Raw genomic sequence first — 21,178 nt, 5'->3', positions numbered from 1 at the left:
CGGAGGGCTGACCGGGAGACGCTGGTGGCACGGCTCACCTGGCTGAGGGTCAGTCCGGCGGCGAGGAGGGCGAGGGCTCGATGCCTGGTGGCCAGGTCGTACATGCCGACGAGTCCGGTCTCAGTGCTTGGGGCCGACGTGCTTGTCCATCAGGGCCACGCAGGCTTTGCGGGCGATGGAGATGTCGGTGCGACCGTGGCTTCGGGTGGCGGACTTCCACTCGACACTGACGGAGTCGAGGGTGTGGGTGAAGATGCGGATGATGTCGGTCGAGGTGTTGCTGAAGAAGTACCGCGGGTACTCGTAGCGCTTGGGCTGGCCGTCGACGGTCCGGACTGTCCAGTTGGTGATGCGGCAACCGTCGGAGTGGATAAGGCCCCGGATGAGCTGCCAGGGGCGGGTGAGCACCAAGTCCTGCTGCCAGGGCTCCAGGGCTATGAGGCGCTTGTGCTTCACCCCGGAACCGTGCTGGGGGAAAAGACACGGGAGGTGCATGGAGTACACCTTGACGTCGTGACAGCCGATGCGGCGGACTCGGCAGGGGGAGTTGTTCGGCAGCACGCGGCGCATAGCCTGCTCGACCTCGTCCATGACACCGGGCCAATTGTTGTCGCAGGTGACCGCGAGGTTGGGTACGCGATGCTGCTTCGGGTGCATGATGTGGCCGTCGCCGAGATACAGGCCCAGCAGGTAGGTATAGGCGGGCTGGTCGAGCGGGCTGCCGTGGCAGCGGAAGCAGGGGGATTGCTTACGTCCCGGCAGGGTGCCGTGTTTAGCGAGGTCCTCGTGCCTCCACCAACTGACCGTGCCATAGGGAACGCCGAGCTGGCGTGAGATATCCGCATTGGAGCGGCCGTCCCGGCAGAGCGAGATGGCTCGCTGTCGCACCGTGATGTCGTGCATGTGAGCGATCTTGCGGAGTGGTGCCGTCTCAGAAGGCGAGAAAGGGGGGATCTTCACCCGCAGTGATGAAGATCTCCAAGCGTCTGCCTGAGCGCTTAAGCCTTCGATTTGAAGGTATTGTGCCCCGAGTGGGATTCGAACCCACACTGTATGGTGTTTGAGACCATTGCCTCATGCCAATTGGGCTATCGGGGCCCGTCGAATCAAAGGTGCCCCCCGACTCGTCGTGTCTCAAACATACAGGGTCTAGGTAGGCTCGTGCATGCAGTACCCCGCCGGAACGAGGAGCCCCGTGAGCACCGCCGACGAGCAGCCCCAGCCGCTTGAGACCGAGTCGCCCCAGATCACCCGAATTGTCATTGCCGAGGACGAGACGCTGATCCGTCTCGACCTTAAGGAGATGCTGGAGGAGGAGGGGTACACCGTCGTCGGGGAGGCCGGGGACGGCGCCACGGCGGTGAAGTTGGTCGAGGAGCTCAAGCCCGACCTGGCGATCTTCGATGTGAAGATGCCGGTGCTGGACGGGCTGTCGGCGGCCGAGCAGATCCACCAGGCGCACCTGGCACCGGTGCTGATGCTGACGGCGTTCTCGCAGCGCGAGCTGGTGGAGCGGGCCCGGGATGCCGGGGCGATGGCGTACATCGTGAAGCCGTTCAGCAAGAGCGACCTGGTGCCGGCCATCGAGATGGCCGTGTCGCGGTACGCGGAGATGCGGGCGCTGGAGGGTGAGATCGCGGATCTCTCCCAGCGGCTGGAGACCCGGAAGCTGGTGGACCGGGCGAAGAGCGTGCTGCAGACCAAGTTCGGCCTGAACGAGCCGGCGGCCTTCCGCTGGATCCAGAAAACCTCGATGGACCGCCGGATGACTATGGCCGCCGTGGCGGAGGCCGTCATCGAGGAGGGCGAGGCGCAGGACCGCAAGAAGGCTGCGGAGTCCTCGGGCGAGTAAGTGGGACGACGGAAGGGCCCGGCCGCTGCTGCGGCCGGGCCCTTCCGTACAGGCGGAGACTAGTCCTCGCCGAGGTAGGCCTTGCGGACCTCGTCGTTGTGCAGCAGGTCCTGGCCGGAGCCGGTGAGGACGATGTTGCCGGTCTCCAGCACGTAGCCCTGGTCGGAGAGCGAGAGCGCCGCCTGGGCGTTCTGCTCGACGAGCAGGATGGTCATGCCGGTGGCCTTGAGTTCGACGATGGTGGCCATGATCTTCTGCATCATCAGCGGGGAGAGGCCCATCGAGGGCTCGTCCAGCATCAGGAGCTTCGGACGGCACATCAGCGCGCGCCCCATGGCGAGCATCTGCTGCTCGCCGCCGGAGAGGGTGCCGGCGGCCTGCTTGCGGCGTTCGCCGAGGATGGGGAAGAGCGTGTAGGCGCGCTCCACGTCCTCCTGGACGCCGGCCGGGTCGCGGCGGAGGAAGGCGCCGAGGAGGAGGTTCTCCTCGATCGTCATCCGGGGGAAGATGTGCCGGCCCTCGGGGGAGTGGGCCAGGCCCAGCGAGACGATCTTGTGGGTGGGGGTGCCGGCCAGCGGCTTCCCGTCGAAGGAGATCGTGCCGCTGGTGGGCTTGAGCAGGCCGGAGAGGGTGCGCAGCGTGGTCGTCTTGCCGGCGCCGTTGGTGCCGATGAGGGTGGTGACCTCACCCTCGTTGACGGTGAAGCTGATGCCCTTGACGGCCTCGATCTTGCCGTAGCTGACGCGGAGGTCCTGGACCTCGAGGAGCGCGGTCACTGGCTGTCCTCCGTAGTGCTGGTGCCCTCGAGCGGTGCACCGAGGTACGCGGTGATGACCCGCTCGTCGCTCTGGACGGTCTCGCGGTCGCCCTCGACGATCTTCTGGCCCTGGACGAGGACGGCGGTGCGGTCGCAGAGGTTGAAGATGAACCGCATGTCGTGCTCGATGACCAGGATCGCGATGCCCTTGTCGCGGATCGCGAAGACCAACTCCTCGGCGGCGCGGGTCTCCTGCGGGTTCATGCCGGCGGTGGGCTCGTCCAGCAGGAGCAGGCCCGGCTCGCTGGCCATGGCGCGGGCGATCTCCAGCTTGCGCTGCTCGCCGTAGGGGAGGTTGCGGGCCAGGTGCTCGGCCTTGTGCGCGAGGCCGGCGAACTCCAGCAGCTCCATGGCCTTCTCGCGGCTCTCCGCCTCGGCCCGGCGGTAGCCGGGGCCGCGCAGGATGGCGGAGAAGAGGCCTTCCTTGGTGCGGCTGTGCCGGCCGACCAGGACGTTCTCCAGCACGGTCATGTTGGAGAACAGCCGGATGTTCTGGAAGGTGCGGGCGATGCCGGCCTGGGTGACCAGGTGGGGCTTGGGCGGCAGCACGGTGCCCTTGTAGGTCACCTTGCCCTCGGTCGGCACGTAGAGGCCGGTGAGGCAGTTGAAGAAGGTGGTCTTGCCGGCGCCGTTGGGGCCGATCAGGCCGACGATCTCGCCGCTGTTGACGGTAAGGGAGACGTCGTTGACGGCGGTGAGGCCGCCGAACCGCATGACGACGCCGGTGGCTTCGAGGACGGGGGTCGAGGCGGGGGTAGTGGTGGTCATGGTGCCTTTCACGCCCCTGCCTTGGTGGCCGCGACATCGGCGGGGGCCGACTGTGCGGGGATGTCGGCCTCGTGGAACTCCAACTGGCGCCGGCGGTTGGGAATGAGCCCCTCAGGGCGGACGCGCATCAGGACGATCAGGGTGATGCCGAAGGCGAGCAGCTGGTAGTCGGAGAGGAACTGGAGCTTCTTCGGGAGGAGGTACAGCAGGGCGGCACCGAAGAGCGGGCCGGTGATGGTGCCCATGCCGCCGAGGATGACGCCCGCGAGCAGGAAAGCGGAGTTCGGCGGAAGCGCTTCGGCGAAGGTGTACTGGTCGGGAGTCACCGTGTAGCTGACGTGTGCTTGGACGCTACCGGCCAGACCGGCGAGGAAGGCACCGAGCGCGAAGGCAATCAGCTTCAGGCGGAAGCCGTTGATGCCCATGGCCTCGGCGGCGGTCTCGTCCTCGCGGATGGCGACCCAGGCGCGGCCGATCCGGGAGTTGCTCACCCGGGCGAAGACCAGGATGACGAAAGCGGTGACGAGCAGCAGCAGGAGGTAGTAGTTGGAGAAGCGGCCGAGGTCGACTCCGGCGATGGTGTGCGTCTTGCCGAAGTCGAAGCCGAAGACCTCCAGATCCGGGATGCGCGGGATCCCGTTGGAGCCGTTGGTGACCTTCGGCCCGGTGGTTCCGTTCAGGTTGTTCATGGTGATGCGGAAGATCTCGCCGAACCCGAGGGTGACGATGGCGAGGTAGTCGCCGCGCAGCCGCAGGGTGGGGGCGCCGATCAGCACGCCGAAGACTATGGCCGCCACGGCACCGGTGAGCACCGCAGCCCAGAACGGGAACTGGACGTGGATCGGGGAAGCGGGTGATCCGGACACCAGGGCGGAGGCGTAGGCGCCGACGCCGAGGAAGGCCACATATCCGAGGTCGAGCAGACCGACCAGACCGACCACGATGTTGAGGCCGAGAGAGACGGTGCTGAAGATCAGGATGTTGGTGGCGACCGAGGTGTACTGGTCGCTGGTCTGGGTGAATGGGAAGGACGCGGCGGCGGCGAAGGCGGCGCCGGTGGTGACCGGGCGGTGCTTGATCGTCAGGGCGCGCAGACGGCCGATGAGGCCCGACTTGAACAGGGCACCGATGACCCCGATGGTCACGATCATGAAGCCGGCGAAGAGCTCGGCGTAGTCGGTGCCGATGCCGTAGGTGATGACGAACATGCCGACCGAGAACGCTGCGATGATGAGCAGGATCTCGAGCCAGGAGGACAGCTCGACGGCAGGTGTGACGGGGCGGCTGATCGTGGTCAGACGCAGCCACGATCGGACCAGGTGGAGCAGCTGGACGAGGACGAGGAAGCCGGCTCCGACCATGAGCCCTTGGGTCAGGACCACGAGCACCGGAGTCACCGGGCGGGAGGCGTCGAGGCTCTCCGCGCCGAGGTAGAGCAGCACACTGCCGGGCACGCTCAGGAACAGCCACCACTTGAAGATGCGCGGGGGGAGCTGGACGTGCCGGTCGAGCGGGAGCCCGAGCGCGCCGACCAGGCCGATGGCCGAGGCGACACCGGCGACCCAGCCGCCGGGTTCAAGGTTGGCCAGGCCGCCGAGTTCGACACTGATGGCGATCAGGGTGAACCAGGTGACAGCCGTGCTCCCGGTGGCGGCGAGCAGGATGGCGTTCTGACTGCCGGTCGGGCTGACCCACCGCAGGCCGCGCAGACCGTAGGAGGCAAGCACGAGGACGAGGGTGACCACGCCCGCGACGAGGCTGAGCCACTGAAGGCCGCCGGGGTAGCCGGTGACGGTGAGGTCGCCGGGGAAGTCGCTGGTCCAGGTCCAAGCGAGGAAGGCGCTGGCGGCGGTGGCGAGGGCACCGACGGCGGTGGTCGCTCGGGCTGCCGCCGCGGGGAAGGGGATGACCGGGGAGGTCTCGGTGGTCGAAGAGGTCGTCATGGTGGTCACGCCCTGTCCGCGACGCGCTCGCCGAGCAGGCCCTGGGGCCGGACGAGCAGCACGACGATGAGGAGTACGAAGGCCCAGACGTCCTTCCAGGCACCGCCGCCGAAGAGGTGCATGCCGGGGATGTGCTGGATGTAGGCGGTGGCGAGGCCCTCGGCCAGGCCGAGGACGAGGCCGCCGAGCATGGCGCCGTAGATGTTGCCGATGCCGCCGAGGACGGCGGCGGTGAACGCCTTCAGACCGAGCACGAAGCCCATCCGGAAGTCGACCTGGCCTGTGCGCAGGCCGTAGGCGACGGCGGCGACGGCGGCGAAGGCGGCCCCGATCGCGAAGGCCATCACGATGATCTTGTCGGTGTCGATGCCCATCAGCTTGGCGGTGTCCGGGTCCTGGCTGGTGGCCTGCATGGCGCGGCCGGACCGGGTCTTGGTGACGAACCAGCCGAGGACGAGCATGCACAGGGGCGCCGCGATGATCAGGAACAGATCACTGCGCTGGATGGCCACATTGCCGAGAGAGAACGGGTCGCCGGGGATCTTCGGGAAGACCCGGGCCTTCTTGGCGTCCGGGTAGAAGGAGAAGACCAGCTGCTGGAGGCCGATCGAGAGGCCGATCGCGGTGATCAGCGGGGCGAGGCGGGGCGCGGTGCGCAGCGGCCGGTAGGCGAAGCGTTCGGCGGCGACGGCGACCAGGACGGAGACCAGGATGCCCGCGACGAGCATGAGCGGGATGGCCAGCCACATGGTGGTGCCGCCCGGGAGGGCGAGGTAGGCGGTCAGGGCACCGAAGCCGCCGACCATGAAGATCTCGCCGTGGGCGAAGTTGATGAGCTGGACGATGCCGTAGACCATTGTGTAGCCGATCGCGACGAGCCCGTAGAGGGCTCCCAGGATCAGGCCGTTGGCCAGCTGCTGCGGTAGTTCGTTCACCGCTCGGCCTCCGTGGGCGTTGTACGCGTGGTGGGGGTGGATGTGGGTGCGCGGGGGCGCTTCTGGCGCCCCCGCGCGGGTCCTGCTACTGCTGTGGCGGAGCTGGATCAGCTGGCGACGAAGGTGCCGGACTTCTCCACGGCCCACTTGCCACCGTCGACCTTGTAGACGGTGAGCTGCTTGTTGGTGGTGTCGCCGTACTCGTCGAAGGAGACCTTGCCGGTCACGCCGTCGAAGGAGACGGCCTGGACGGCCTCGACGACCTTGGCGCGGGCGTCGCTCGGGAGCTTGCCGTTGTTGGCCTGCACGACGGCCTTGACGCCGAGGATGATGGCGCGGGCGCTGTCGTAGGAGTAGCCGCCGTAGGTCTCGTAGGCGTCCTTGTACGCGGCGGCCTTGTAGTCGGCGATGAACTTCGCGGCGGAGGGCAGGGACTCGACCGGGAGGCCGACGGCGGTGGCGAGGTCGCCCTGGCTCTTGGCGTTGAGCTTGATGAAGTCGCCGCTCTGGATGCCGTCGCCGCCCATCAGCGGGATGTTGGCGCCGGCGTCCTTGAGCTGGAGCGAGAGCGGGCCGGCGGCCGGGTACTCGCCGCCGTAGTAGACGGCGTCGGCGCCGGAGGCCTTGACCTTGGTGACGATGGCGCTGAAGTCGCGGTCGTCCGGGTTGACGTGCTCCTCGCCGACGATGGTGCCGCCGAGCTTGGTGTACTCGCCCTTGAAGGTGGCGGCCAGGCCGGCGCCGTAGGTCTTCTGGTCGTCGATCAGGAAGACCTTCTTCTTGGCCGCGGTGTTCACCAGGTACTGGGCCGCGAACGGGCCCTGCACGGCGTCGGTGGTCGCGGTGCGGAAGTAGGACGCGAAGGGGCGCACCTTCTTGCCGCTGGCCCAGGCCTCGCCCTGGGTGAGGGCGACGCCGGTGTTGGCCGGGGAGATCTCGGTCAGGTGGGCGTCGTTGAAGATCTGCTGCATCGACTGGGCGACGGAGGAGTTCAGCGGGCCGACCACGCCGAGCACCGACTTGTCGGCGACCAGCTGGGTGGCGTTCTGCTGGCCGGGGGCCGGCTTGGCGGTGTCGTCCAGGGCCTGGATCTTGAACTTGACGCCGGGGACCTCATTGTTGGCGTTGGCCTGGTTGATGGCCAGGTCGACCGAGTTCTTGATGCCGAGGCCGAGGGCGGAGAGGTCGCCGGTGAGCGGCGCGTCGACACCGATGGTGACGGTGGTGGTGCCGCCGGCGCTGTCGCCACCGGAGGTCTTGCTGCCACCACGCGAGCCGCAGGCGGTCAGGGAGAGCGCTCCGATGACTGCGATGCTCACGACAAGGGTTGCACGATTACGCACGAGGATTCCCTTTCTGAGGAAGACACCGGGCCGGAGGTGGCGGGGTGCCGGGTCGCGCGCTGGGGCCAGGCCCAATCCGTTGGCGCGGTGACTGGCCGTGACTCTAAACCGGGTTCGGCGGCTCGGGCAGGGGTGTGGGCATGCTGTGATTCTCTTGTTACCCGAGCCAGGTGTGGTGATCTCGCATGGTGGTCATTCCCGCCTGAGCGGACGCGAGATGCTAGAGGGTGTCCCGTGTGGTGGAACACCGGAGGGCTCAGAAGCGCTGGTAATGCCGGGCGGGTCCGAATATCGGACAGGAGTGTCCGCGACAGTCGAAACGGGCGTAGATGTCCGCATACCGGAATCCGGGCAGGTGAGGTGCAGGTTCCGGGAGAGGTCGCGGGCGTACCCGGGGCCCAGGATCTGACTGAGCGTCTGGATTGCCCCGGTGTTACGCAGTGTTACATCCAGGAAAGGCATGCCCGCGTCCCGGGGCGCGGCGGCACAGTCCGTCACCACGTACACCACGGTGAAGTCCACCGGGGCACCCTGCCGCACCTCCTGGGGCAGGAGCGGGTCGATCACGTTGGTGAGGATGCCGGGGTAGTCCTGCTGCGCCGAGACCAGCTGGAACGGCGGGTCCCCGGTGGCGGTGGCCCGCACGGCGAGGGTGAAGCGGTTGCCCCCGGGCACGGCGTCGTGCACCGGGCCCAGGTAGCTGAACGCCGCCACCAGCGAGGGCGGTGGCGGCGGCGAGTTGGCGGCCTGCGCGGGGCGGGTCAGCGCGTGCCGGGCGACCAGCAGGGTCACCAGGGCCAGCGCCAGCGCGGCGGCGGTGTACTTCTGGCGGCGCGTCAGCGGCCGGCGGGGCGCCTCCTCCCGGGCCCCCGCGCCGTCCCCGTCCAGCTCCACCACCACGTGGCAGGGCCTGCCCCGTGGGGGCGGCGGGCAAACGGCGCGGGGCGGGGCAAGAAGGGTCAGATGTCGCGCAGCATGCAGGTCAGCCGGCAGCTGGTGATCCGCTTGCCGGTGTCGTCGGTGATCGCGATCTCGTAGGTGGCGGCGGTGCGGCCCTTGAAGACGGCCGTGGCGACCCCGGTGACCAGACCGGAGGTGGCCGAGCGGTGGTGGGTCGCGTTCAGGTCGACGCCCACGGCGTACCGGCCCGGCCCGGCGTGCAGCATCGCCCCGATCGAGCCGAGGGTCTCGGCCAGCGCGGCCGAGGCCCCGCCGTGCAGCAGCCCGTACGGCTGCTGGTTGCCCTCCACCGGCATGGTGCCGACGACCCGGTCGCCCGAGGCCTCCACGATCTGGATGCCCATCTTCTCGCCGAGGTGGCCCCCGCTGAAGGTGGAGGCGTCGACGCCGAGCTTGGCGAAGTGGTCGAGGACGTCCTGCGGGACGTTCAGCACCGGGCCCGATTCGGTCATGGCGTGCTCCTGGTGTACGAGGGTCTGGGGACAACCGCTTGATCGTACGACCGCCGCCCGGCCCGGTGGGCTCGGGTCGCCCGACTTGTCGGTCACGGGCCCTAGGATCAGTAACCGGCAGTGGACATCGGCAGGAACGGACGTTGACGTGGCTACCCAGAGTGCAGGGAAGAGTGCGACGAGTGGCAGGCTGATGCTGCTCGACGGGCACTCCATGGCGTACCGGGCGTGGTTCGCCCTGCCCGTGGAGAACTTCAACACCGTCACCGGCCAGCCGACCAACGCGGTGTACGGCTTCACCTCGATGCTCGCCAACACCGTGCGCGACGAGCAGCCCACCCACCTGGCCGTCGCCTTCGACCTCTCCCGGAAGACCTTCCGCTCCGAGGAGTTCCCCGACTACAAGGCCAACCGGGCCAAGACGCCGGACGAGTTCAAGAGCCAGATCGGCCTGATCGGCGAGCTGCTCGACGCGATGAAGATCCCCCGGATGTCCCTGGAGGGCTTCGAGGCCGACGACATCATCGCCACCCTGGCCACCGCCGCCTCGGCCCAGGGCTTCGAGGTGCTCATCGTCACCGGTGACCGCGATTCGCTCCAGCTGGTCAGCGAGAACGTCACCGTGCTCTACCCCACCAAGGGCGTCTCCGAGCTGACGCGCTACACCCCCGAGAAGGTGGCCGAGAAGTACGGCGTCACCCCCACCCAGTACCCGGATCTGGCCGCCCTGCGCGGCGACCCGTCGGACAACCTGCCCGGCATCCCCGGGGTCGGCGAGAAGACGGCGGCCAAGTGGGTCAACCAGTTCGGCTCCTTCGACGAGCTGGTCAAGCGGGCCGACGAGGTCAAGGGCAAGATCGGCGAGAAGCTGCGCGAGCACCTCGACTCGGTCAAGCGCAACCGGGTGCTCACCGAGCTGGTCCGCGACGTCGAACTCCCGCTGGGCGTCGCCGACTTGGAGCGCACGCCGTTCGACCGCGAGGCGGTGGCCCAGCTCCTGGAGAGCCTGGAGTTCCGCAACCCCAACTTCCGTGACCGGGTGCACGGCATCGACGTGGGCGCCGGCGCCGAGGAGGAGGCCGCCGCGGCGGCCCCCGGCGTGGCCGTCGAGGGCGAGCTGCTGACCGAGCCCGGCGCACTGGCCGCCTGGCTGGCCGCGCACAGCGGGGGCCGGATCGCGGTGGCCGCGCTCTACGAGTGGGCGCTGGGCAGCGGTTCGGTCAGCGAGATCGCACTCGCGACCGGAGAGGACGCCGCCTGGTTCGACCCGGCGAAGCTCGCCGAGGAGGACGAGCGGGCCTTCGCCGGCTGGCTGGCCGACGCCGAGCAGCCCAAGGCGCTGCACATCGCCAAGCAGGTGATGCGGGCCTTCGTCGAGCACGGCTGGGAGATCAAGGGCGTCACCGCCGACTCCGCGCTCGCCGCCTACCTGGACAAGCCGGGCCGGCGCACCTTCACCCTCGACGTGCTCGCCGAGGAGTACCTGGCCCGCTCGCTCGCCCCCGCCGCGGCGGCCGAGAGCGGCCAGCTCTCCTTCGACGAGCCCGAGCACGACCCGGCCGCCGGCGCCCAGGCCCTGATGACCCAGGCCCGCGCCGTGCTCGACCTGGCCGCCTTCTTCGAGACCCGGCTCGCCGAGGTCGGCGCCACCGAGCTGCTGCACGGGATGGAGCTGCCGATCGCCGAGCTGCTGGCCCGGATGGAGCGCACCGGCATCGCCGCCGACCGCGCCTGGCTCACCACCATCGAGGCGCAGTTCGCCGCCGAGATCGCCCGCGTGGTCGAGGAGGCGCACGCCGCCGCCGGCCGCCCGTTCAACCTGGGCTCGCCCAAGCAGCTCCAGGAGATCCTCTTCGGCGAGCTCAACCTGCCCAAGACCAAGAAGATCAAGACGGGCTACACCACCGACGCCGACGCCCTGGCCTGGCTGGCCGGCCAGACCGACAACGAGCTGCCGGTCATCCTGCTCCGCCACCGCGACCAGGCCAAGCTGCGCACCACCGTCGAGGGCCTGCTCAAGACGGTCTCCCCGCACGACCGGATCCACACCACCTTCAACCAGATGGTGGCCGCCACCGGCCGCCTCTCCTCGCAGGACCCGAACCTGCAGAACATCCCCGTCCGCACCGAGGAGGGCCGGATGATCCGCCGCGCCTTCGTGGTCGGCGAGGGGTACGAGTCGCTGCTCACCGCCGACTACTCGCAGATCGAGCTGCGGATCATGGCCCACCTCTCCGAGGACGCGGCCCTGATCGAGGCCTTCGAGAGCGGCGAGGACCTGCACACCACGGTGGCCTCCCAGGTCTTCGGGGTGGAGCCGGGCGAGGTGGACGCCGAGATGCGGCGCAAGATCAAGGCGATGTCCTACGGTCTCGCGTACGGCCTCTCCGCCTACGGGCTCTCCCAGCAGCTCGGCATCAAGCCGGGCGAGGCCCAGGGCCTGATGGACACCTACTTCGAGCGGTTCGGCGGGGTGCGCGACTACCTGCACCGGGTGGTCGAGGAGGCCCGCGCGGTGGGTTACACCGAGACCCTGCTGGGCCGCCGCCGGTACCTGCCCGACCTCACCAGCGACAACCGCCAGCGCCGCGAGATGGCCGAGCGGATGGCCCTCAACGCCCCGATCCAGGGCTCGGCCGCCGACATCGTCAAGATCGCCATGCTGCACGTGGACACCGCCCTGCGCGAGGCCGGTCTGAAGACCCGGATGCTCCTCCAGGTGCACGACGAAATCGTCCTCGAGCTCGCCCCGGGCGAGCGCGAGCAGGTCGAGGCCCTGGTCCGCGAGCAGATGGCCGCCGCCTACCCGCTGCGCGCCCCGCTGGACGTCTCCGTCGGCGTCGGCCCCAACTGGGAGGTCGCCGCCCACTGAGGCGGCCACGGGGGCGCCCACTGAGCCGGCCCGCCCTTCGCGGCGGGCCGGGGCGCCCCCGACCTGCCGCGATGCCGCTGCTACGCTGCCCCGCGATCATCGCGGTACGAGCGAAGGGCAGTGGGGGAGATGGGCGAGCGGCGCAGTGGGTGGTCCGGCCTGGCCGGGTGGGCCACGGCGGTGCTGATCGCCCTGCCGGTGCTGGCCCTGGTGGCGGTGCTCGCCTGGAAGTTCGGCGATCACCAGCCGGCCACCACGGCCAAGCCGCGGCCCGCCGCGGTCGCGTCCAGCGCGGCACCGACCCCGACGCCCTCGGCCACGCCGACGGCCACCGCCTCGCCCTCGCCCTCGGCCACCCCGTCGCCGAGCGCCACCGCCGAGTCGGCTGATCCCACCGAGCCCACCAGCGCGCCGGTGGCCCGGAGCAGCCGCACGCCGAGCGCCAAGGCGACGCACCAGAAGCCCACCGAGGTCACGCCGCACCCCTGCACGGCCTGCGACGGCGGCACCCCCGCGACCGACCCGAACTGCGTCCGCAACGCGGCGGGGCAGATCATGGAGTGCTCGCCCACCCGGACCGGCATCCCGATCGTCCGGCCCACGCCCTCCCAGTCCGCCTTCGCCCCCGAGACGCTCCCGCCCGCCCATCCGCCGGTGCCCTGACCGGCCGCACCCGCCCCGAGGAGAGTCCAGTGCCGTATGCCGTGAGCCCGGACGGGACCCGCATCGCCTACCAAGTCCGTGGCCAGGGAGCCCCGTTGGTGCTGCTCGCCGGACAGGCGAACAACCACCACTGGTGGGACGGGGTCCGGGAGGAGTTCCATGCCACCCGCAGCACCGTCACGCTCGACTGGCGGGGTACCGGCGCCAGTGACAAGCCGGATGTCCCGTACAGCACCAGGCAGTTGGCCGAGGACGTGCGTGCCGTGCTGGACGAGCTCGGCGTCGAGCGAGCGGACGTGTACGGCACCTCGATGGGTGGCCGGGTGGCCCAGTGGCTGGCGGCGGAGCACGGTGGGCGGGTCCGTGCGCTGGTGCTCGGCTGCACCTCGCCCGGGGGGCCGCAGGCCGTCGAGCGGAGCAAGGAGGTGCGGAAGGCACTGGCCGACGAGGATCCGGTGGCCTCCCGCGCCGCACTGCTCGACCTGATGTACACCCCCGGGTGGCTGGCCGCCAACACCGGCCCGTACCAGGTGGTCGGCGACCCGGCGATGCCCGCCTACGCGCGCGGGCGCCACCTGGTGGCCAGCAACCGGCACGACGCCTGGGACGTGCTGGAGCGGATCGACTGCCCGACCCTCGTCCTGCACGGTAGCGACGACCTGCTCAACCCGGCGGCCAACGCCCACCTGCTGGTCGAGCGCATCGCCGGGGCCCGGCTGGAGCTGATCCCGGGGGCACGGCATGCCTACTTCGACGAATTCCGTTCCGTGGCCGGGCCGTTGGTGCGGGAGTTCATCGCCTAGGGTTGGTGTGCTTGGTGGCCTGCGCCTCGGTCGGGTCCTCCGGCCAGGGGTGGCGGGGGTAGCGGCCGCGGAGTTCGGCGCGGACGGCGCGGTAGCCCTCGCGCCAGAAGCCGGCCAGGTCGCCCGTGACGGCGGCCGGGCGGCCGGCGGGGGAGAGCAGGTGCACCGTCAGCGGCACCCGGCCGCCGGCCAGCGCCGGGGCGGCCTGCCAGCCGAACAGCTCCTGCAACTTGACCGCCAGCACCGGGCGTTCGCCCGAGTAGTCGACCCGGATCCGCGAGCCGCTGGGCACCATCACCCGCTCCGGCGCCAGCTCCTCCAGCCGTCCGGCCTCGCCGGTGGCCCAGGGCAGCAGGCGCTGGAGCGCGGCCGTCAGGTCGATCCGGGCCAGGTCGGCGCGGCGGCGGGCCCGGGAGAGTTCGGGCTCCAGCCAGTCGGGGTCGGCGAGTGCGGCCGGGCTCATGTCCGGCCAGGGCGCGCCGAGTTCGCGGTGCAGGAAGGCGAGCCGTTCGCGCAGCGCCAGGGCGGCCGGGGTCCAGGTCAGCACCGCGTCCACGCCCTCGCGGCGTAGCCCGTCGAGCAGTGCGGCGCGCACCAACTCGACGGAAGGATTGGTCAGTTGGGCCTCGGTGAGCTCGATCGCCCCGAGCGTGGCCACCCGGCGGGCCACCACGTCGCCCCGGCGCCCGCCCGCCCAGTGCACCTCCTCGCGCTCGCTCAGCAGCGCCGCCCCGGCCACCTTGGCCGTCTCCTCGTCCAGCACGGCCGCCAGCCGCACCCGCGCCGAGTGCGCCCCCGCCGCCCGGTCGGCCACCGCCACCGCCAGCCAGGGCGCCCCGGCCACCGCCGACCCCGGCCCGGTCTCGGCCGCCGTCCCGGAGGCCATCAGGTACGGCCCCTCGGCGCTCCGCGCCCGGGCGATCCGCTCGGGGTGGGCGAGCGCCACGACCAGGCCGGCGGCGGCCTGGTCGGAGAGCTCGGTGGCCGGGGCCTCCCCCTGGCTCAGCCGGCGGGTCTCCTCGCGCCAGCGGGCGGTGTAGGCGTCCCGGCCGGTGCGGGCGGTGCGCCAGGCGGCGGCGAGGTCGTCGCCGTAGGCGCGCGGGGGCTCCTCGGAGAGCAGGGCGACCAGCTCGGCGGCCCGGCGGGCGCCGACCAGCGGGGCGCCGTCGAGCAGGGCCCGGGCCAGCCGGGGGTGCAGGCCGGCCCGGGCGATCCGGTGGCCGCGCTCGGTGGCGCGGCCCTCGGGGGTGATCGCGCCGAGCGCGAGCAGGGTCTGCCGCGCGGCGGCCAGCGCCCCGGCCGGCGGGCGGTCGGGGAGGGTCAGGCCCTCGCCGCCGGGCGCGCCCCAGCAGGCGGCCTGGAGGGCGAAGGCGGTGAGGTCGGCGAGAGCGATCTCGGGGGTGGGGAAGCGGGCGGCGAGCGCGTCCTCCGCCTCGGCCCAGCAGCGGTACGCGAAGCCCGGCGCCTCACGCCCGGCGCGCCCGGCCCGCTGCCGGGCGGCGGCCAGCGAGGCGCGGACGGTCACCAGCCCGGCCAGCCCCCGGGCGTGGTCGGTGCGCGGCTCCCGGGCCAGCCCGGAGTCGACCACCACCCGCACGCCCGGCACGGTCAGCGAGGATTCGGCCACCGAGGTGGAGAGGATCACCCGCCGCCCGCTCCCGGCGGTCAGCGCCGCCTCCTGGACGGCCTGCGGCGCCTGTCCGTGCAGCTGGAGCACGCTCACCCCCGGCAGCTCCCCGAGCAGCCCGGCCACCCGGCCGATCTCGCCCACCCCGGGCAGGAAGCAGAGCACGTCGCCCTCCCGCTCGGCCAGCGCGCGCCGGACCGTCCCGGCCAGGTGGTCGAGCAGCAGGGGGTCGGGCCGGTTGCCGTGCGCGGGGCGCACGGGGCGCGGCGGGGGAGCCCAGATCACCTCGACGGCGTGCGAGACGCCGTGCGCCTCCACCACCGGCGCGGCCTCCCCGCTCTCGTCCGAGCCGCCGAGCAGCTCGGCCCAGGCCGCGGTGTCGGAGGTCGCCGAGGCGCAGAGCAGCCGCAGCTCGGGCCGGAGCGTGGCCCGGACGTCCAGCAGGAAGGCCAGCGCGGTGTCGGCGTCCAGGTGCCGCTCGTGGCACTCGTCCAGCACCACCACGTCCACCCCGGCCAGCTCCTGGTCGCGCTGCAACCGCTGCAGCAGCACCCCGGTGGTCACCACCTCCACCACCGTCCCGGCCCCGACCCGCCGGTCCCCGCGCACGGTGTACCCGACCCGCCCGCCGACCCCCTCGCCCAGCATCCAGGCCATCCGCCGCGCCGCAGCCCGCACCGCGAGCCGCCGCGGCTCGGCCACCAGCACCCGCCGCACCGCCCGATCCCCCAGCAGCCCGGCCAGCGCCAACGGCACCAACGTGGTCTTCCCGGTCCCGGGCGGCGCGGCCAGCACGGCCACGCCACGCCGGTCGAGAGCCTCGTGCAGGGCGGGGAGGGCGGCGGAGACGGGAAGTTGCTGCGACATCGAATTCACCGGCCACATTCTCACCGAACGGATGGCACCACAGGGGCTCAGGGAACCGCGAGGGCATCCCCGGGGGCGCTACCCGTACCGCAGCGTCAGCCCCGTTCGGTGACGAAGATCGCCGTGCCCGGGATGTGCCGCCCCCGCAGCGGGCTCCAGCCGCCCCACTCCTGCTCCAGCTCCTCCGGCCACTCGGGCTCGACCAGATCGAGCAACCGGAACCCGGCCGCCGTCAGCTCCCGCACCCGGTCCCCGATCGTCCGGTGGTGCTCGACGTAGGTGGCGACGCCGTTCGCGTCCTGCTCCACGTACGGCGTGCGGTCGAAGTACGAGGCGGTCGCGGTGAGCCCCTCCACCCCGGGCTCGTCCGGGAAGGCCCAGCGGATCGGGTGGGTGACCGAGAAGACCCAGCGCCCGCCGGGCCGCAGCACCCGGTGCACCTCCCGCATCAGCAGCGCGGTGTCGGCGCTGAACGGCACGGCGCCGTACGCGGAGCAGGCCAGGTCGAAGGAGCCGTCGGCAAACGGCAGCACCGCCGCGTCGGCCTGCACCACGGCCACCGGCCGCTCGCCGCGGCCGAGGTCGATCCGGCGGGAGTGCTGGAGCTGGCGGTACGAGATGTCCAGGGCGACCGGGTGGGCGCCCCGCGCGGCCAGCCAGCGGGAGCACTGGGCCGCGCCGGAGCCGAGCTCGAGCACGGTCAGCCCGGCCACCGGGCCGAGCAGGCCGGCCTCGGCCTCGTCCAGGCCCTCGGGGCACCAGGTGAAGCGGTCGTCGCCGAGGAAGGCACCGTGCTCGTCCTGGTACTCGTCGGCGTTCCGGTCCCACCAGTGCCGACTGGCCCGGCTGCTCTCCTCCAGCGCGGCCTCGCGGCGGACGGCGTCGCCCTCGTCCTCGTCCTCGTCCTCGAAGTTCTCGAGGCCATCGAGGCCCTCGATGTCTTCGAAGGGGTCGCCGTGTGGTGCAGGGGTGGTGGCCAAGATCATGAAACCTGTCAAGTAGGGTAGGGGGCGCGGAAGCGCTGCTGCCCGGTGTGCCCCTGCGTGAGCTGGGGTGGGCCGAGCCGTGGCATCCGGGGATTCCCGGGATCCGGGATGAGGATATGGCCTGATCCGTGTCCTGCGGCCCGGCGTCCACCGTCTCGTCGGCTTCGACGTTGACCGTGCCCGACTGTCCCCGTATGCTACAAGTTGCGCTGCGGGCCTGCGCGCCTCGGACGGAGCAGGTCGCGCTCGCATCTGTCGAAGACCCCACGGTCGCAAGACGGACACCATCTGATCGCTGATCAGGGGGTGGGCCGTGTTCTTGGCTGTCCGGCTTTCGGTGGGAGCGATACGGGCCCTCCGCGTGGCATTACCTACGACTTCATGTCCGTACCGGAGCCCTTTTCCTAATGACGAGCCCCACCGACACCTCTGTCAGCACCACCCCGCAGGTTGCGGTCAACGACATTGGCGATGCCGAGGCCTTCCTCGCCGCCATTGACGAGACCATCAAGTACTTCAACGATGGCGACATCGTTGAGGGCGTCATCGTGAAGGTCGACCGTGACGAGGTGCTCCTCGACATCGGTTACAAGACCGAGGGTGTCATCCCGTCGCGCGAGCTCTCGATCAAGCACGACGTCGACCCCCACGAGGTTGTCTCCGTTGGCGACAACATCGAGGCCCTGGTTCTCCAGAAGGAGGACAAGGAGGGTCGTCTGATCCTGTCCAAGAAGCGCGCTCAGTACGAGCGTGCCTGGGGCACGATCGAGAAGATCAAGGAAGAGGACGGCATCGTCACCGGTACCGTCATCGAGGTCGTCAAGGGTGGTCTCATCCTCGACATCGGCCTCCGTGGCTTCCTCCCGGCCTCGCTGGTCGAGATGCGCCGCGTCCGCGACCTCCAGCCGTACGTCGGCAAGGAGCTCGAGGCCAAGATCATCGAGCTGGACAAGAACCGCAACAACGTGGTCCTGTCCCGCCGTGCCTGGCTGGAGCAGACCCAGAGCGAGGTCCGCCAGACCTTCCTCACCACCCTCCAGAAGGGTCAGGTGCGCTCCGGCGTCGTCTCCTCGATCGTCAACTTCGGTGCCTTCGTGGACCTGGGCGGCGTCGACGGTCTCGTCCACGTCTCCGAGCTGTCCTGGAAGCACATCGACCACCCGTCCGAGGTTGTCGAGGTCGGCCAGGAGGTCACTGTCGAGGTTCTCGACGTCGACATGGACCGCGAGCGCGTCTCCCTGTCGCTGAAGGCGACCCAGGAGGACCCGTGGCAGCAGTTCGCCCGGACCCACCAGATCGGTCAGGTCGTCCCGGGTAAGGTCACCAAGCTGGTTCCGTTCGGTGCGTTCGTCCGCGTGGACGAGGGCATCGAGGGCCTGGTCCACATCTCCGAGCTGGCCGAGCGCCACGTCGAGATCCCGGAGCAGGTCGTCCAGGTCGGCGACGAGATCTTCGTCAAGGTCATCGACATCGACCTCGAGCGTCGTCGCATCAGCCTCTCGCTGAAGCAGGCCAACGAGTCCCTCGGTGCCGACCCGGCGTCGGTCGAGTTCGACCCGACCCTGTACGGCATGGCCGCCTCGTACGACGACCAGGGCAACTACATCTACCCGGAGGGCTTCGACCCCGAGGCGAACGACTGGCTGCCCGGCTACGAGAAGCAGCGTGAGGAGTGGGAGCGCCAGTACGCCGAGGCGCAGACCCGCTTCGAGCAGCACCAGGCCCAGGTCATCAAGAGCCGCGAGGCCGACGCGGAGGCTGCTGCGGAGGGTGGCGACGCCGTCGCCGCTGCCGCGGGTGGCTCCTACTCGTCCAGCAGCGACGAGACCTCCGGCGCCCTGGCTTCGGACGAGGCGCTCGCCGCGCTCCGTGAGAAGCTGGCCGGCGGCCAGAGCTGAGCTCAGCCTCATCTGAGGTTCGGTAGCTGAAAGAACCCCCGCCCGGGTACGGGCGGGGGTTCTTTTTTGCCGAGTTCCGCAGGTTTGGGTGCAAATCATGTGAGATGAAGCGCACCGGAAGCCTCTAGGGGATTACGCCGGTTACGCCTAGCTTTGAGGGGAACTGCCCGAAAGGCTCAGGTACTTATGCGCGAGACCCCTGTTGTGGCACAGCCCGTGGTCGGTGGGCGGCTTGCCGCTCTCGGCAGGTACTGCCACCGGCACCGGCACCGGCGCTGGGTGGTCGGGTTCTGGGTCCTGGTGCTGGCGCTCGGGGTGCTGATCGGCGGCCGGGTCTTCGAGGGCACGGTGGCCTCGACCTCGGCCGGCGGCTCGGAGTCCGCGCGCGGCACCTCGGTGGTCGCGGCCGCCGATCCGGCCCGGGGCACGGTGACCGCCGTGGTGGACGGGCCCTCGGCGCAGGACCCGGCGGTGAGGTCGGCCGTGACGGCCGCCGCCGCCGACCTGGCGAAGCTGCCGGGCGTGGTCTCGGTGACCGACGCGTACGGGCCGGCCGGGCAGGCGATGGTCTCCGCCGACGGCGGGGCGAGCCTGCTCTCGGTGCGGATGGCCGACGGTTCGACCTCCGCGCAGCAGAAGTCGGTGGAGCAGCGGCTCGGCGCGCTGCACCCCGAGGGCGCCAGGGTGACCGTGGGCGGTGACCTGGTGCTCCAGCAGGAGGTCAAGGACCAGACCGCCAAGGACACCCAGTTCGGTGAGATCGTCACGCTGCCGTTGACGCTGATCGTGATGGTGCTGGTCTTCGGCGGGTTCGCCGCCGCGAGCCTGCCGGTGCTGGGCGCCGTCGGCTCGGTCGGCGGGGCGCTGCTCGCGATGTTCGGCTTCAGCCGGATCATGGACATCGACACCAGCGTGCTGCCGATCGCCACCGTGCTCGGGCTCGGCCTCTCGATCGACTACGCCCTGCTGATCGTCAACCGCTTCCGCGAGGAGCGCGGGCACGGCGCGACCGTGGCCCAGGCGGTGGAGCGCACCTGTGCGACGGCCGGGCGCACCGTGCTCTTCTCCGGCCTGACCGTGGCCGTGGCCCTCTCCGGCCTCTTCGTCTTCACCAGCCCGGTCTTCCGCGCGGTGGCCGCCGCCGGGGTCAGCGTGGTGGTGATCGCCGGGGCCGCCGCGCTCACCCTCATCCCCGCGCTGCTCGGCTTCGTCGGCCACCGGGTCAAGGCGCCGACCGCGCCCGTCTCCGACCAGGGCTTCTTCGCCCGGACGGTGCGGCGGGTGCAGAAGCGGGCGGTGCCGGTGGTGCTGGTCTGCACCGCGCTGCTGCTGGCGGCCGGAGCGCCCTTCCTCGGCTCGGACTGGCGCAGCTCCGGTGCCTCGGTGCTGCCCGCCTCCTCCGCCGGGCGGCAGGTGGCCGAGACCGTGCAGGAACGATTCCCCCAGCAGGCGGCGGCCCCGATCACCGTGGTGGTCGAGGGCAGCGCGGCCCAGGCGCAGGGCTACGCCGACCAGGTGGCCCACCTCGCCGGAGTCAGCGGGATCCGGGCCGTCACGCCGGTCTCGCCGAAGGTGAGCACGGTCGAGGTGATGGTGCACGGCGACCCGCAGGGCGCCGGGGCCAAGCAGGTGGTCGACGAACTCCGCGCCGACCGCGGCGGGCTGACCACCTACGTGACCGGGGACGCCGCCTCGGTGGTCGACTTCCAGCACGAGATCGCGAGCCGGGGGCCCTGGGCGCTCGGGCTGGTCGCGGTCGGCACGCTGCTGCTGCTCTTCCTGATGACCGGGTCGGTGGTGATGCCGGTCAAGGCGCTGCTGATGAACGTGCTCTCGCTCGGGGCCTCGCTCGGCGCGCTGACCCTGGTCTTCCAGCACGGCTACTTCAGCTCGCTGCTCGGCTTCAGCCCGACCGGCGGCCTGGAGACCTTCATCCCCGTGCTGGTCTTCGCCTTCGCCTTCGGGCTCTCGATGGACTATGAGGTCTTCCTGCTCTCCCGGATCAAGGAGTTGCGGGACGAGGGGTACGGGTGCGCCCGCTCGGTGGAGCTCGGACTCCAGCGCAGCGGTCGGATCATCACCTCGGCGGCCCTGCTGATGGTGATCGTCTTCGCCGGGTTCGCGGCCGGGCAGATGCTCATGGTCAAGGAGATGGGCATCGCGCTGGCGGTGGCCGTCGCGGTGGACGCGACGCTGGTCCGCTGCCTGCTGGTGCCGGCCGCGATGACGCTGTTCGGCGAGTTCAACTGGTGGGCGCCGGCTCCGCTGCGCCGCCTGCACCGGCGGATCGGGCTCACCGAGCACGTGGTGCTGCCGCCGCTCGGCCTGCCCGCGCCGGCCGTCCCGGCCCCGCGTGCGGACCGGGAGCGGACCTTGGTGGGGGTCTCCTGAC

The 21,178-nt window shown here is 70.9% G+C and carries 16 protein-coding genes and 1 tRNA gene; 6 read left to right on the top strand and 11 right to left on the bottom strand.

The annotated features are described in order from the left end of the window. Positions 1–120: 120 nt before the first annotated feature. A complete protein-coding gene (locus tag CFP65_RS08740; protein WP_104815571.1) occupies positions 121–903 on the bottom strand; it encodes a helix-turn-helix domain-containing protein in 783 nt (260 codons plus the stop codon). Positions 904–1,023: 120 nt separating this feature from the next. Further along, positions 1,024–1,098 (bottom strand) — tRNA-Leu (locus CFP65_RS08735). A 67-nt stretch (positions 1,099–1,165) separates the two neighbouring features. Here CFP65_RS08735 and CFP65_RS08730 point away from each other — a divergent pair. After that, positions 1,166–1,852, top strand: coding sequence for an ANTAR domain-containing response regulator (locus CFP65_RS08730; protein ID WP_371682385.1), 687 nt, complete (start codon positions 1,166–1,168; stop codon positions 1,850–1,852). A gap of 59 nt (positions 1,853–1,911) precedes the next feature. Here the strand turns inward: CFP65_RS08730 and CFP65_RS08725 are convergent, their stop codons facing one another. The 7 genes from CFP65_RS08725 to CFP65_RS08695 all read right to left on the bottom strand — a co-directional run bounded on the left by CFP65_RS08725 (position 1,912) and on the right by CFP65_RS08695 (position 9,070). Next, a complete protein-coding gene (locus tag CFP65_RS08725; protein ID WP_104815569.1) occupies positions 1,912–2,628 on the bottom strand; it encodes an ABC transporter ATP-binding protein in 717 nt (238 codons plus the stop codon). Beyond that, positions 2,625–3,437: an ABC transporter ATP-binding protein gene (locus CFP65_RS08720; RefSeq protein ID WP_104815568.1), complete on the bottom strand. Its 813-nt coding sequence runs from the start codon at positions 3,435–3,437 to the stop codon at positions 2,625–2,627. Before CFP65_RS08720 ends, CFP65_RS08725 begins: the two co-directional genes overlap by 4 nt. An 8-nt stretch (positions 3,438–3,445) precedes the next feature. Then, the gene (locus CFP65_RS08715; RefSeq protein WP_174805516.1) at positions 3,446–5,380 is read right to left on the bottom strand and encodes a branched-chain amino acid ABC transporter permease; all 1,935 of its coding nucleotides are present in this window, start codon (positions 5,378–5,380) and stop codon (positions 3,446–3,448) included. A 5-nt stretch (positions 5,381–5,385) separates the two neighbouring features. Beyond that, positions 5,386–6,315: a branched-chain amino acid ABC transporter permease gene (locus tag CFP65_RS08710; protein ID WP_104815566.1), complete on the bottom strand. Its 930-nt coding sequence runs from the start codon at positions 6,313–6,315 to the stop codon at positions 5,386–5,388. A 107-nt stretch (positions 6,316–6,422) separates the two neighbouring features. Beyond that, positions 6,423–7,658: a branched-chain amino acid ABC transporter substrate-binding protein gene (locus CFP65_RS08705; RefSeq protein WP_104815565.1), complete on the bottom strand. Its 1,236-nt coding sequence runs from the start codon at positions 7,656–7,658 to the stop codon at positions 6,423–6,425. A 192-nt stretch (positions 7,659–7,850) separates the two neighbouring features. After that, a complete protein-coding gene (locus CFP65_RS08700; RefSeq protein WP_104815564.1) occupies positions 7,851–8,558 on the bottom strand; it encodes a hypothetical protein in 708 nt (235 codons plus the stop codon). 59 nt (positions 8,559–8,617) lie between these two features. Further along, positions 8,618–9,070, bottom strand: coding sequence for a PaaI family thioesterase (locus CFP65_RS08695; protein ID WP_104815563.1), 453 nt, complete (start codon positions 9,068–9,070; stop codon positions 8,618–8,620). Positions 9,071–9,263: 193 nt separating this feature from the next. Here CFP65_RS08695 and polA point away from each other — a divergent pair, with 193 nt between their 5' ends. From polA to CFP65_RS08680, 3 genes are all read left to right on the top strand, one after another. Further along, complete coding sequence (polA, locus tag CFP65_RS08690; RefSeq protein ID WP_104815562.1) at positions 9,264–11,942, top strand: DNA polymerase I; 2,679 nt, start codon at positions 9,264–9,266, stop codon at positions 11,940–11,942. Between the two features lie 129 nt (positions 11,943–12,071). Next, positions 12,072–12,605 carry a hypothetical protein gene (locus CFP65_RS08685; RefSeq protein WP_104815561.1) on the top strand — a complete coding sequence of 178 codons (534 nt, stop codon included), beginning with the start codon at positions 12,072–12,074 and terminating at the stop codon, positions 12,603–12,605. 29 nt (positions 12,606–12,634) lie between these two features. Continuing rightward, a complete protein-coding gene (locus CFP65_RS08680) occupies positions 12,635–13,408 on the top strand; it encodes an alpha/beta fold hydrolase (protein ID WP_104815560.1) in 774 nt (257 codons plus the stop codon). On the opposite strand, the gene hrpB is transcribed toward CFP65_RS08680, so the two are convergent. Beyond that, positions 13,398–15,902 (bottom strand): ATP-dependent helicase HrpB, encoded by a 2,505-nt coding sequence (gene hrpB, locus CFP65_RS08675; protein WP_254552292.1) that lies wholly within the window; start codon positions 15,900–15,902, stop codon positions 13,398–13,400. The two genes, CFP65_RS08680 and hrpB, sit on opposite strands and share 11 nt — an antisense overlap. Positions 15,903–15,997: 95 nt before the next feature. Continuing rightward, positions 15,998–16,888: a class I SAM-dependent methyltransferase gene (locus tag CFP65_RS08670; RefSeq protein WP_104815558.1), complete on the bottom strand. Its 891-nt coding sequence runs from the start codon at positions 16,886–16,888 to the stop codon at positions 15,998–16,000. Positions 16,889–17,295: 407 nt separating this feature from the next. Here CFP65_RS08670 and rpsA point away from each other — a divergent pair, with 407 nt between their 5' ends. Then, entirely contained in the window at positions 17,296–18,786 is a 1,491-nt protein-coding gene (gene rpsA, locus CFP65_RS08665; protein WP_104815557.1) for a 30S ribosomal protein S1, read from the top strand. A gap of 204 nt (positions 18,787–18,990) precedes the next feature. Further along, positions 18,991–21,177 (top strand): MMPL family transporter, encoded by a 2,187-nt coding sequence (locus tag CFP65_RS08660; RefSeq protein WP_158702101.1) that lies wholly within the window; start codon positions 18,991–18,993, stop codon positions 21,175–21,177. Position 21,178: the final 1 nt, after the last annotated feature.

This window comes from Kitasatospora sp. MMS16-BH015 (assembly GCF_002943525.1).
Lineage (GTDB): Bacteria > Actinomycetota > Actinomycetes > Streptomycetales > Streptomycetaceae > Kitasatospora.
The sequence above is the reverse complement of the archived record's forward strand: the minus strand, read 5'-3'. Positions and strand labels throughout refer to the sequence as shown.